Here is a 12,337-nt window from a genome sequence, read left to right as displayed (position 1 = left end):
GCAGCGGGCAGCGGGCAGCGGGCAGCGGGCAGCGGGCAGCGGGCAGCGGGCAGCGGGCAGCGGGCAGCGGGCAGCGGGCAGCGGCTGCAATCGTGCGGTACATCGAGGGGGAACGGTAGCGAGCCGGACGCTACGCTGCGCCGTGGGGACTTCGCGGTGTCGTGCCGGCAGCATCGTTCCGCGTAGCCGGTCAAACCCGCCGGCGAAGCGGAAGGAGGCTGGCCGGCATCACCGGCCAGCGCGGCGCAGCCCGCGAGAACGGGCTTGCGCCGCCAGCGTTACGACTGGACGAAGGCCAGCAGGTCGGCGTTCAGCACATCGGCGTTGACCGTCAGCATCCCGTGCGAATAGCCCGGATACGTCTTCAGCGTGCCGTTCTTCAGCAGCTTGACCGACTTCAGCGCCGAATCGGCAATCGGCACGATCTGGTCGTCTTCGCCGTGCAACACGAGCGTCGGCACCGAGATCGACCGCAGGTCTTCGGTCTGGTCCGTTTCCGAGAACGCCTTGATGCCTTCGTAGTGCGCCTTCGCGCTGCCGATCATGCCCTGGCGCCACCAGTTCTGGATCACGCCCGGATGCACCGTCGCGCCCGGCCGGTTGAAGCCGTAGAACGGGCCCGACGGCACGTCGAGGAAGAACTGCGCGCGATTGTCGGCAAGCGCCTTGCGGAAGCCGTCGAAGACCTCGAGCGGCAGGCCTTCCGGGTTCGCGTCGGTCTTCAGCATCAGCGGCGGCACCGCGCTGACCAGCACCGCCTTCGCGACGCGGCCTGCCGGCTCGCCGTGGCGGGCCACGTAGCGCGCGACTTCGCCGCCGCCGGTCGAGTGGCCGATATGGACCGCGTTGCGCAGGTCGAGCGCTTCGGCCACCGCGAACGCGTCCGCCGCGTAGTGATCCATGTCGTGGCCGTCGGAAACCTGCGCCGACCGGCCGTGGCCGCGACGATCGTGCGCGACCACGCGATAGCCCTTCTGAACGAAGAACAGCAGCTGGGCATCCCAGTCGTCGGAAGACAGCGGCCAGCCGTGGTGGAACATGATCGGCTGCGCATCCTTCGGGCCCCAGTCCTTGTAGAAGATGTCGACGCTGTCCTTCGTGGTGATGTAAGGCATGGCTTCAGGCTCCTTTGGGGTAGGTGAACGTCACGTGCCGGCCGGCCACCCGGGCGGATGTCGGTGTCGAACTGCGGGGCGGCGGCACACCGCGCCGGTCGATGCGGCACCTGAGTGTTGTAGCGGAAAACCGCGACCGTGTCATGAAGCCAATTGCATACCGCCGTGTATCGGTTCTCCGCGGGCAACGGCGATGTGTGGCGCGAACGACCATGCCGCGTTCGTCACCGGTCCGGACGGGCACAACCTCGCAGCAGTGTGCTCGCATCCCGAGACTTGACCATTCAACGCAACTAACCGTGCGATTTCGCACGCCCCGACCCTCGTGCCTCAACCGTCCGTCGACACGGTCACCGCCTCCCACGCGCGCATGTCGTCTTCCAGCGCCGACCATTTGGCGCGCACGAGCCGAAGCGCATCGCTGCCGAGCAACAGATGGGCCGGCGGATGGTCCGCCTCGATGACCGCGAGCATGGCACGCGCGGCCTTCGCGGGATCGCCCAACTGACGACCGCTGTTCTCCTCGCGCGCGTGACGGATCGGCTCGAAGAGCGCGTCGTAATCGGCGATCGAGCGCGGCGTGCGCGTCATCGAACGGCCGGCCCAGTCGGTGCGGAACGAGCCCGGCGCCACGGCGGTCACCGCGATGCCGAACGGCTCGAGCTCCTTGCCGAGCGTGTCGGAAATCCCTTCCAGCGCGAACTTGCTGCCGCAGTAATAGGCAATGCCGGGCATCGTGATGTGGCCGCCCATCGACGTGATGTTCAGGATGCGGCCGCGTCGGCGTACGCGCATGAACGGCACGACGGCCTTCATCATCGCGACGGCGCCGAATACGTTCACGTCGAACTGTCGGCGCATCTCCGACAGCGGCGACTCCTCCATGATGCCTTCGTGCCCGTAACCGGCGTTGTTCACCAGCACATCGACGGGCCCGACGCTCGACTCGATCTCCGCGACGACGCCGTCGATGCGCTCGAAGTCGGTCACGTCGAGCACGCGCCCGATGGCCGCATGCGGGGACAGCGCTTCGAACGCCCGCTTCGCCGCTTTGCTTCTCACGGTGCCGACCACCGTATGACCCGCGGCCAGCGCCGCTTGTGCGAGTGCACGGCCGAAGCCGCTGCTGACGCCGGTGATGAGCATGATAGTGCCGGATGCCATGTGAGCTTCTCCCGAATGTCGATCGAAGCATGCATACTAGTCTGACGATCCACGTAACCTAAGCCCGGTTCCGCTGATTTTCTTGCATAAAACTATGAGCACCGCGCCCTCTTCGTCCCGATCGCCGCAGCTGCCCGCGCGCAGCCGCCAACACCTGATCGCGTTGCTGCATGCATTGGCGCCGGACGAAGGCTACAACCTGACCGCACTGCCGAGCGTGCGCATCCTGCGCTCGAACCGCGCGCTGTCGCGCACGCCGGTGCTGTACGACCCGGGCATCGTAATCGTCTGCCAGGGCAGCAAGCGCGGCTATTTCGGCGGCGAACGCTACCTGTACGACGAGGCCCACTACCTGGCCGTCTCGGTGCCCGTCCCGTTCAGCATGGAAACCGACGCAACGGCGGCGCACCCGCTGCTCGCGCTGTATCTGCACCTCGATTTCCCGATGGCCGCCGAACTGGCCGCGCAGATCGACCGCGAAGGGATCGCCGAACCCGCGCAGGCGCCGAGAAGCATGATGTCGACGCCGATGGACGACGCGATGCAGGCGACCGTGCTGCGTTTCGTCGAGGCGCTGCACCGACCGCTCGAAGCGGCGGTGCTCGGTCGCGGGTTGCTGCGCGAACTGTATTTCCGCGTGCTCACCGGCGCGCAGGGCAGCGCCATGCGCAACGCGCTGGCGATGCGCGGACAGTTCGGCCGGATCGGCCGTTCGCTGCGCCTGATTCATGCCGACTACGCGCAATCGCTCGACGTCGCGCAACTGGCCGCGGAAGCCGGCATGAGCGTGCCGAGCTTCCATAGCCACTTCAAGGCGATCACGCAGGTGTCGCCGATGCAGTACCTGAAGTCGACGCGGTTGCATCAGGCGCGCTTGCTGATGGTGCGCCAGGACCTGACCGCAGAGGCGGCCGGCCATGCGGTCGGTTATGCGAGCCCGTCGCAGTTCAGCCGGGAATTCAAGCGGCTGTTCGGGCTCACGCCCGCGCAGGAAACGAAGCGCATGCGTGCGCAGTTCGCGATTCCGGCGGCGTTCGAGGATGCGGTGTTCGTGTCGTCACACTGAGCGACGCGCCGCGAGCGGCACGCGTGACTCGGCGGGCGCGAGGCCCCGTGCGTGAAACTAGTCGGTACGTGCACACTCTCCGCCCGCGGCGTCGCGCACCAGACCCGCCAGCGATTTCAGGATGAACGCGGTCACGCCCCAGATGTCCTGCGTCTGATCCGCCCAGTACCAGGCGCCGGCGCGTTCGCCGTCGCCGTATTGCCGCGGCAGATCGGGATTCAGCAGCGTCGAAAACGGAAACTCGAAAATCGCCTCGACTTCAGCGGGTGCGGCTTCCCATGCGGCTGTTTCCGACACGAAGCCGATCACGGGAAAAATGGCGTGATTGCGCTTTCTCGTTTTATGAATCGGCAAGCTTCCGATCATCCGCACCGCATCGGGCGCGAGGCCGATTTCCTCGAACGCCTCGCGCAGCGCGGTCGCGCCGATGCTGGTGTCCGATTCCGCCGGACGTCCGCCGGGAAAACTCACGTGCGACGAATATTCGCTGAGCCCCGACGATCGCTTGGTCAGCAGGATCGTCGGCTCGCGCCGCGCGACGATCGCGACAAGGACAGCGGAGAATTTCCACGGTCGGTCGTTGTCCGCGAGGTAGAGCTGCGCCGTGGGCCACGGCGTGTCGGCCGGGATCAGCAGGTTTTCCACGCCGCGTGCGAGCGCGTCCAGCATGGTTCGCGGCGAAGCGGTGCCCGCCGATGCGTTCGCGAGTCCACCCCCGGTTTTCAGGTGGCTTCCGTCGGATGCCATGTCTTCCTCCTGCATGCAGGATGCTGCAAGCATTGAGCGACACTGAACCCGACCTGTGTTGCATGGGCACGGCGTCGTTGTGTTTGAACCGGACGGTTTCGGATTCGCAGGCGGCCGTCTGCTCCGGCGAAAAAATTGGCGCGATCGTTGCGAAAATTCGCGTGGCCGGGCCGAAGCGGAGAACCCTGATGATGCACGAAAATTGAAATGCCGAGCGACCGCGCATCGATCGATGCGCTCGGTCCGGCAGAATGCAGGATCGTGCCGAAGCATCCCGACATCCGGGCGATGCTCGCGCGCCCCGACCAGCACGCCCCTCTCACACGAGATCGAGATGACCCAGTACGCGTTCCGCCTGCTCAATGTATTCGCCGAATCCACCTTCGGCGGCAATCCGCTATGCGTGTTCGAAGATGCGCGCGGCATGGACGACGCGACCATGCAGGCACTGGCCGTGCAGTTCAACCTGTCGGAAACGACGTTCGTGCTGCCGTCGGCGCATGCGCATGCCCGCGTGCGCATCTTCACGCCCGGCCATGAAATGGCGTTCGCGGGCCACCCGACGCTCGGAACCGCGCATGTCGTGCGCGACCTGCTGAAGGCTGGCGACACACTCGCACTCGAATTCAAGGCCGGCGTGGTCGACGTCAAAGCCGGCGACGACGTGTGGACGTTCACCGCCCCGCATGCGGGCATGCCGAAAACGGCGCCTTGCGCGTTGCCCGATACCGACACGGCGGCCATGCTGGGACTGACGACAGACGATTTCCTCGCACCGCCGCTTTGGGTCGACACCGGCGCGGACCAACTGCTGGTCGCCGTCAAGAACCCCGCGGCCGTGCGCCGCGCCCGGCCCGATAGCGCCCTCCTCGATATCTGGCCGACCAGCAGCCTCGGTCGAAAAACCGCCTATGTGTTCGCGTTCGACCCGCATCGTCCCGGGAAAGTGGTCTCCCGCTATTTCTTTGCGAAACAGGGCGGCGGGATTTTCGAAGACCCGGGCACGGGGTCGGCCTGCGCGAATCTCGGCGGCTGGCTGCTTGCGGCCCATCACGCGCTGCCCACCGCGTTTCAGGTCGAACAGGGTGAAGCCGTCGGCCGGCCTTGCCTGCTGCGGTTGTCGGTCAGCTCGAACGGTGAAATCAGCGTCGGCGGTCGTGTGGTCGAGCTCGGGCGCGGCGTCATCAACGTATAGACGCAACGACCTGCGACGCCGGACGCGCGCGCGACACGCCGCCATCCATGCGTCGTGCGTGCGTGGTGGGGGAACCGCGGCGCTTCCATCGCACGCTCGCGCATCTGGCCGAACCGCTCGCGCGGTTCGCGATCCTCGCGGCTGCACCCGATCGGCTTCGCGAATACGACCGGGCGCGGCAACCGTCATTGCGCCGGGTCTTTCAGCTCGATCAGCAGATCCTTCGCCGCGACTCGCTCGCCCGGCTTCACATGCACGGCCGCGATCTCGCAGTCGCGCTCCGCCGCGATGTGCGTTTCCATCTTCATCGCCTCGAGCGCGATCAGCGTCGTGCCGGCCGACACACGCTGCCCCGGCTGCACGGCGACCGTGACCACCGAGCCCGGCATCGGCGCGGCGACATGCAGCGGATTGGCCGGATCGGCACGCTGCAGGCCATGACGCTCCTTGCCCGCCTGCACGATGCTCTTCTGCTCGACCAGCGCGGAACGCGACTGGCCGTTCAGTTCGAACAGCACCTTCACGATGCCGTCCTGCGCATCCGCATGCTGACCCTGCAGCGACACGAGCAGCGTCTTGCCCGGCTCGATGTCGATCGCCACTTCTTCCTGCGGCTGCAGCCCGTACAGGAACGCCGGCGTCGGCACGACCGACGTGTCGCTGTAGGCGCGAACGTGCGCGTAATAGTCGACCGTCTGCTTCGGATACATCAGGTAGGACGCGAGCTGCCGGTCGTCCAGCGGGCGTTCGCACGCGGTCTCGGCCTGCTTGCGTGCCGCGTCGAGGTCGACCGGCGGAAGCTGGTCGCCGGGACGATACGGCGCCGGCGGTTCGCTCTTGAGCACCTTGCGCGACAGGTCCGCCGGGAAGCCGTCGGGCGGGAAACCCAGCTCGCCCTTGAACAGCGACACGACCGACTCGGGGAACGCGATGTCCTTGTCCGGATTGCGCACGTCGTCCACGCCGAGGTCGTTCGCGACCATCATCAGCGCCATGTCGCCGACCACCTTCGACGTCGGCGTGACCTTCACGATGTCGCCGAACAGGCGATTGACGTCCGCATACGCACGCGACACCTCGGTCCAGCGATGATCGATGCCGAGCGAGCGCGCCTGCTCGCGCAGGTTCGTGTACTGGCCGCCGGGCATCTCGTGACGGTAGACGTCGGCCGTGCCCGCGCGAATCTCCGATTCGAACGGCGCGTAATAACGGCGCACGCCTTCCCAGTACATCGACGCTTCGTGCAGGCGGTCCTGATCCAGCCCGGGATCGCGTTCGCTGCCGGCCAGCGCCGCCGCGATACTCGACAGGTTCGGCTGCGACGTGAGCCCGCTCATCGCGTCGAGCGCGCCGTCCACCGCGTCGCAGCCCGCACCGACCGCCGCGAGCACCGACGCCGCGGCGATCCCGCTCGTGTCGTGCGTATGGAAATGCACCGGCAACCCGGTTTCTTCCTTGAGCGCCTTCACGAGCGTCGCGACCGCCTGCGGGCGGCAGATGCCGGCCATGTCCTTGATGCCGAGCACGTGCACGCCGGCCCGCTGCAGCTCGCGCGCGATGCCGACGTAGTATTTGAGGTCGTACTTCGAGCGCGACGTGTCGAACAGGTCGCCGGTGTAGCAGATCGCGCCTTCGCACAGCATCCCGCTCTCGCCAACCGCATCGATCGCCACGCGCATGTTGCGCACCCAGTTCAGCGAATCGAACACGCGGAACACGTCGACGCCCGCGCTCGCGGCCTGCTGCACGAAGAAGCGCACGACGTTGTCCGCGTAGTTCGTGTAGCCGACCGCGTTCGAGCCGCGCAGCAGCATCTGGAACAGGATGTTCGGCACGCGCTCGCGCAGCAGCGCGAGCCGCTCCCACGGATCTTCCTTCAGGAAGCGCAGCGCGACGTCGAAGGTCGCGCCGCCCCAGCATTCGAGCGAGAACAGCTGCGACAGCTCGCGTGCGTAGAACGGCGCGATCGGCAGCATGTCGGCCGTGCGCATGCGCGTCGCGAACAGCGACTGGTGCGCATCGCGCATCGTCGTGTCGGTCAGCAGCACCTGCTTCTGGTCGAGCATCCAGCGCGCAAACTTCTCGGGGCCGAGCTCGCGCAGTCGATCGCGCGTGCCGGCCGGAATCGCCACCGCCGTATCGACCTTCGGCAGCACGGGTTTCGGCAGCGGCAATGCCGGCAGCGTGCGGCCGCTCATCTCGGCGTTGCCGTTCACGTTCAGCTCGCCGAGATAGCGCAGCAGCTTCGTCGCGCGATCGCCGCGCTTCGCGAATGCGAGCAGCTCCGGCGTCCTGTCGATGAAGCGCGTCGTCACGTCGCCCGCGATGAAGGCCGGGTGATTGATCACGTTCTCGAGGAACTGCAGGTTCGACGTGACGCCGCGAATCCGGAACTCGCGCAGCGCGCGATCCATCCGGTGGATCGATTCGGCGGCCGTCGGCGCCCAGGTCGTCACCTTGACCAGCAGCGAGTCGTAGTACGGCGTGATCACCGCGCCGCCGTAGGCGGTGCCGGCGTCGAGGCGCACGCCGAAGCCCGCCGCGCTGCGATAGGCCGTGAGCCGCCCGTAGTCGGGCAGGAAGTCGTTCTCCGGATCCTCGGTCGTGATCCGGCATTGCAACGCGTTGCCATTCAGCGGAATCGCCTGCTGCTCCGGCACGCCGGCCGCGCGCGCGACGAGCACGCCGTCGCCGTCCGTCGCGTCCTCCGCGAGGCCGATCCGGCCGCCTTCGGTGATGCGGATCTGCGCCTTCACGATGTCGATACCGGTGATCATCTCGGTCACCGTATGCTCGACCTGGATGCGCGGGTTCACCTCGATGAAGTAGAACTGGCCGGTGTCGGCGTCCATCAGGAATTCGACGGTGCCTGCATGCGTATAACCAACCGCGCGCATCAGGCGAAGCGCCGATTCGCACAGCGCCTGCCGGCCCGCGTCGTCGAGATACGGCGCCGGCGCGCGCTCGACCACCTTCTGGTTGCGCCGCTGCACCGTGCAGTCGCGCTCGTACAGGTGCACGACCGTGCCGTGCAGGTCGCCGAGCACCTGCACCTCGACGTGCCGCGCATTGCGCACGAGCTTCTCGACATACACCTCGTCGTTGCCGAACGCGGCCAGCGCCTCGCGGCGAGCGACAGGCAGCAGTGTTTCGAGGTCCTGATCGCTTTCCAGTACGCGCATGCCGCGCCCGCCGCCGCCCCAGCTCGCCTTCAGCATCAGCGGATAGCCGACTTCCGCGGCCAGCGCCTTGCATGCGTCGAGATCGTCCGGCAGCGGCGCGGTCGCGGGCATCACGGGCACGCCGGCGGCGATCGCCGCATTGCGCGCGGCCACCTTGTTGCCGAGCGTGCGCATCACTTCCGGCGACGGGCCGATCCAGCGAATGCCGGCGTCGATCACGGCCTGCGCGAAATCGGGGTTCTCCGACAGGAAGCCGTAGCCGGGATGGATCGCGTCGACCTTTGCCTGCCGCGCGACGCGCAGGATGTCGTCGATGTCGAGGTACGCGGCGAGCGGCTTCTTGCCTTCGCCGATCAGGTAGCTCTCGTCCGCCTTGAAGCGATGCAGCGCGAGGCGATCTTCCTTCGAATACACCGCCACCGTACGCATGTTCAGTTCGGCGGCGGCACGCATCACGCGGATCGAGATTTCCGAGCGGTTCGCGATCAGAATGGACTGGATGGGGGTAGGCGTCACGGCGGCCATGGATAGTGAATGGTTGAATTGAGTTCGCCGACGCGCCGTGCTCCGCCCGCCTGCTTCATTGGGCGGCGTGCGGATCGTCGCGTCGGTCATTCGCGGTTGCATCGTCGCGGCTTTCGCCAGTCGACATGTTCGCCAGATCGCCGAATGATCGCTATCGACATCGCGACGACGAATAGCATCCAGCCGACCAACCGGAAATAAGGGACGGGCTCGCCGGCCGGTCCGGTCGTCGATCGAACCACGGCGAGCCCGTGGCATGAACCGCGCTCGCGACAGGATCAATCGCGGTGATCGAACAGCGGTGCGTGATCCATCCAGTCGTAGCCGGCCGTTCCCTTTGCCCACGCCCAGTTCGTATCGCGGCGGCGTTCACCGGACGATTCGCGCGTCGGCGCGGATCGATCTGCTTCCACCGCGCGTTCGCGCGCAACGCGACGCGCATCGTTCCTGGAAACCGTGTTTCGTTCGCCGTAGTCAGTCATTGCATTCACCTTACGATTGAAAAGCGGGTCGCCTCTCGAACCGTGCGGTTCGTTTCGTCAGGAAAGAACGGTCGGACGAGAGCACATCGAGCATGTCGTCTCGTAAAGGCAAAAAGCAGGCCACATCGAATATCGAACGGGCGGCGTTGATGGATGGGGCTCGGGCGCGCAGGCCGGCCGCGTACCGGCTCAGATATGGAATCGAAGTTTCAATTCTGAAATCCCGCGAGCTGGGACGGATCGTCCGAGCGGACCGATGGGTCAGGAGGGGTCGACGTTAATCGACCCGTATCGCACGCCGAGGGCAAACGGATCCGATATCGCGCTGTCGGCGCGTCTCGCCTCCATCAGATCCCGTGCGCGCTCAACCGCGCGCCGTACCAGCGCGAGAACCGGTCGACGCAAGCCTCGGGGACCGGAAAGAACACGCGCGGCGCGTACGCCGGGTCCCGGGTAACCGCGTGCGTGATTTCGACGGGGTGCTTGTCGTAAAGCTCGTGATGTTCAAACGTACCCTGCCCCGGGATCCCGGGATCTCGCGGTGCTCGACGCACAAGCGCACCGCCAAAAGCACGCGGCCGCCTGAAGGCGGCCGCGCGAAGAGGCACTGATGCGCCGCTTACTTGCTGTAGTCGTACACCCCACGCCCCGTCTTGCGCCCCAGCCGCCCTGCCGACACCATCTCGCGCAGCAGCGGGCACGCACGGTACTTCGTGTCGCCGAAGTCCTTCAGGAACACGTCCATCACCGCGAGACACACGTCGAGCCCGACGAGGTCGGCCAGCGCGAGCGGCCCGATCGGATGGTTCGCGCCGAGCTTCATCCCCGCGTCGATCTCCTCGGCCGACGCGATGCCTTCGGCCAGCACGAAGAACGCTTCGTTGATCATCGGCACGAGGATCCGGTTCACGACGAAGCCCGGCGCGTTGCGCACGCCGATCGGCGACTTGTCGAAACGCTCGGTCAGCGCGCGCACCGCCGACGCGGTCGCGTCGCTCGTCTGCAGCCCGCGGATGATCTCGACGAGCGGCATCAGCGGCACCGGGTTGAAGAAGTGCATGCCGACGAAGCGCGACGGATCGGCGAGCAGCGCCGCGAGCGACGTGATCGAGATCGACGACGTGTTGGTCGCGATGATCGCGTCGGGCCGCGCGACCGACTCGATCTGCTTCAGGATGCGGCTCTTCAGCTCGACGTTCTCGGTCGCGGCTTCGATCACGATGTCGACCGCGGCGAGCTTCGCGTAGTCGGTCGACGTCGTGATGCGCGCGAGCGCGGCGTCGCGTGCGCCGGCGTCGAGCTTGTCCTTCGACACGAGCCGCTCGAGGCTGCCCTTCAGGGCGGCGACGCCCTTGTCGAGCGCCGCGTCGCTGACGTCGATCATCACGACGTTGAGTCCTGCAACGGCCGCGGTTTGCGCAATGCCGTTGCCCATGGTTCCGGCGCCCACGACGCCGACGGTTTCGATTGCCATGACGATTCCTGTGTATTCGGGTGCTGAGCGATCGATTATCAGATGTTCTCGAAGATCGCCGCAATCCCCTGGCCGCCGCCGATACACATCGTCACGAGCGCGTAACGCCCGCCGATGCGCTTCAGCTCGTACAGCGCCTTGACCGTGATCAATGCGCCGGTCGCGCCGATCGGGTGACCGAGCGAAATGCCCGAGCCGTTCGGGTTGACCTTGGCCGGATCGAGGCCGAGCTCCTGCGTGACCGCGCACGCCTGCGCGGCGAACGCCTCGTTCGCCTCGATCACGTCGAGATCGGTGATCTTCAGGCCCGCGCGCTCGAGCGCCTTCTGCGTGGCCGGCACCGGGCCGATGCCCATGTACGCCGGATCCACACCCGCATGCGCGTACGCGACGAGACGCGCGAGCGGCTTCACGCCCTGCGCGCGCGCGGCATCCGCGCTCATCATCAGCACCGCGGCGGCCGCATCGTTGATCCCCGACGCATTGCCGGCGGTCACCGTGCCGTCCTCCTTCACGAACACCGGCTTCAGCTTCGTGAAGTCGTCCGGGCCGGCGTCGTGACGCACGTGCTCGTCGGTGTCGAACGCGACCTCGCCCTTCTTCGTGCGGATCGAGATCGGCAGGATCTGGTCCTTGAAGCGGCCTTCGGCGATCGCGCGCGCCGCGCGACGATGCGATTCGAGCGCGAGCGCATCCTGCGCATCACGCGAAATGCCGTACTTTTTGGCGACGTTCTCTGCGGTCACGCCCATGTGGATCGTCTGGAACGGGTCATGCAGCGCGCCGAGCATCATGTCGACGAGCTTTGCGTCGCCCATGCGCTGGCCGAAGCGCGCGGCCGGCACCGTGTACGGCGCGCGGCTCATGTTCTCCGAGCCGCCGCCGATCGCGACGTCGGCGTCGCCGAGCATGATCGTCTGCGCGGCCGACACGATCGCCTGCAGGCCGGAGCCGCACAGGCGGTTCACGGTCAGCGCTGGCGTGTGCTGCGCGACGCCGCCGTTGATCGCCGCGACGCGCGCGAGATACATGTCCTTCGGCTCGGTGTTCACGACGTGGCCGAACACGACATGCCCGACCGCATCGCCCGGCACGTTCGCGCGCGACAGCACTTCGCTCACGACCTTCGCGCCGAGATCGGTCGGCGAGAAATCCTTCAGGCTCCCGCCGAAATCGCCGATCGCGGTACGGACACCGCTCACCACCACGACTTCCTTCGCTGCATTGCTCATCGTCTCACTCCGGTTCGTTCGCGCCCGCGGGCGCGGGGATGCGTTGCGTTACATGTTCGGGTAATTCGGCCCGCCGCCGCCTTCCGGCGTGACCCACACGATGTTCTGCGTCGGGTCCTTGATGTCGCAGGTCTTGCAGTGCACGCAGTTCTGCG

The 12,337-nt window shown here is 66.8% G+C and carries 10 protein-coding genes; 2 read left to right on the top strand and 8 right to left on the bottom strand.

Annotated features, from left to right (window positions below):
• Window positions 1–278: 278 nt before the first annotated feature.
• Complete coding sequence (locus tag DIE16_RS35885) at window positions 279–1,115, bottom strand: alpha/beta fold hydrolase (protein WP_044848485.1); 837 nt, start codon at window positions 1,113–1,115, stop codon at window positions 279–281.
• A 330-nt stretch (window positions 1,116–1,445) separates the two neighbouring features.
• Window positions 1,446–2,279, bottom strand: coding sequence for an oxidoreductase (locus tag DIE16_RS35880; RefSeq protein WP_124485738.1), 834 nt, complete (start codon window positions 2,277–2,279; stop codon window positions 1,446–1,448).
• 94 nt (window positions 2,280–2,373) lie between these two features.
• On the opposite strand from DIE16_RS35880, the gene DIE16_RS35875 reads away from it, so the two are divergent.
• Entirely contained in the window at window positions 2,374–3,345 is a 972-nt protein-coding gene (locus tag DIE16_RS35875) for an AraC family transcriptional regulator (protein WP_124485737.1), read from the top strand.
• Between the two features lie 57 nt (window positions 3,346–3,402).
• Here DIE16_RS35875 and DIE16_RS35870 read toward each other — a convergent pair whose 3' ends face one another.
• Window positions 3,403–4,092, bottom strand: a complete 690-nt coding sequence (locus tag DIE16_RS35870; RefSeq protein ID WP_260434517.1) for a CoA pyrophosphatase — start codon at window positions 4,090–4,092, stop codon at window positions 3,403–3,405.
• A 334-nt stretch (window positions 4,093–4,426) separates the two neighbouring features.
• Between DIE16_RS35870 and DIE16_RS35865 the strand changes: the two genes are divergently transcribed.
• The gene (locus tag DIE16_RS35865) at window positions 4,427–5,287 is read left to right on the top strand and encodes a PhzF family phenazine biosynthesis protein (protein ID WP_124485941.1); all 861 of its coding nucleotides are present in this window, start codon (window positions 4,427–4,429) and stop codon (window positions 5,285–5,287) included.
• A gap of 185 nt (window positions 5,288–5,472) precedes the next feature.
• On the opposite strand, the gene DIE16_RS35860 is transcribed toward DIE16_RS35865, so the two are convergent.
• From DIE16_RS35860 to DIE16_RS35835, 5 genes are all read right to left on the bottom strand, one after another.
• Window positions 5,473–8,994 carry a pyruvate carboxylase gene (locus DIE16_RS35860; RefSeq protein ID WP_124894404.1) on the bottom strand — a complete coding sequence of 1,174 codons (3,522 nt, stop codon included), beginning with the start codon at window positions 8,992–8,994 and terminating at the stop codon, window positions 5,473–5,475.
• A 278-nt stretch (window positions 8,995–9,272) separates the two neighbouring features.
• Window positions 9,273–9,476, bottom strand: a complete 204-nt coding sequence (locus DIE16_RS35855; protein WP_124894403.1) for a hypothetical protein — start codon at window positions 9,474–9,476, stop codon at window positions 9,273–9,275.
• 619 nt (window positions 9,477–10,095) lie between these two features.
• Window positions 10,096–10,950 carry a 3-hydroxybutyryl-CoA dehydrogenase gene (locus tag DIE16_RS35845; RefSeq protein ID WP_124485735.1) on the bottom strand — a complete coding sequence of 285 codons (855 nt, stop codon included), beginning with the start codon at window positions 10,948–10,950 and terminating at the stop codon, window positions 10,096–10,098.
• Between the two features lie 38 nt (window positions 10,951–10,988).
• Complete coding sequence (bktB, locus tag DIE16_RS35840; protein WP_044848466.1) at window positions 10,989–12,182, bottom strand: beta-ketothiolase BktB; 1,194 nt, start codon at window positions 12,180–12,182, stop codon at window positions 10,989–10,991.
• A gap of 48 nt (window positions 12,183–12,230) precedes the next feature.
• On the bottom strand, window positions 12,231–12,337 hold a 107-nt coding region (locus tag DIE16_RS35835), incomplete at its 5' end, for a 4Fe-4S dicluster domain-containing protein (protein WP_141667388.1).

Origin of the sequence: Burkholderia sp. Bp9090, assembly GCF_003857985.1 — a bacterium.
Taxonomy (GTDB): domain Bacteria; phylum Pseudomonadota; class Gammaproteobacteria; order Burkholderiales; family Burkholderiaceae; genus Burkholderia.
Note: the sequence above shows the minus strand (reverse complement) of the source record. Positions and strands in the feature narration are given on the sequence as shown.

Coding starts and splice junctions, on each gene's coding strand:
- DIE16_RS35885 (WP_044848485.1), bottom strand. CDS start 1,115: ATGCCTTACATCACCACGAAGGACAGCGTCGACATCTTCTACAAGGAC.
- DIE16_RS35880 (WP_124485738.1), bottom strand. CDS start 2,279: ATGGCATCCGGCACTATCATGCTCATCACCGGCGTCAGCAGCGGCTTC.
- DIE16_RS35875 (WP_124485737.1), top strand. CDS start 2,374: ATGAGCACCGCGCCCTCTTCGTCCCGATCGCCGCAGCTGCCCGCGCGC.
- DIE16_RS35870 (WP_260434517.1), bottom strand. CDS start 4,092: ATGGCATCCGACGGAAGCCACCTGAAAACCGGGGGTGGACTCGCGAAC.
- DIE16_RS35865 (WP_124485941.1), top strand. CDS start 4,427: ATGACCCAGTACGCGTTCCGCCTGCTCAATGTATTCGCCGAATCCACC.
- DIE16_RS35860 (WP_124894404.1), bottom strand. CDS start 8,994: ATGGCCGCCGTGACGCCTACCCCCATCCAGTCCATTCTGATCGCGAAC.
- DIE16_RS35855 (WP_124894403.1), bottom strand. CDS start 9,476: ATGACTGACTACGGCGAACGAAACACGGTTTCCAGGAACGATGCGCGT.
- DIE16_RS35845 (WP_124485735.1), bottom strand. CDS start 10,950: ATGGCAATCGAAACCGTCGGCGTCGTGGGCGCCGGAACCATGGGCAAC.
- bktB (WP_044848466.1), bottom strand. CDS start 12,182: ATGAGCAATGCAGCGAAGGAAGTCGTGGTGGTGAGCGGTGTCCGTACC.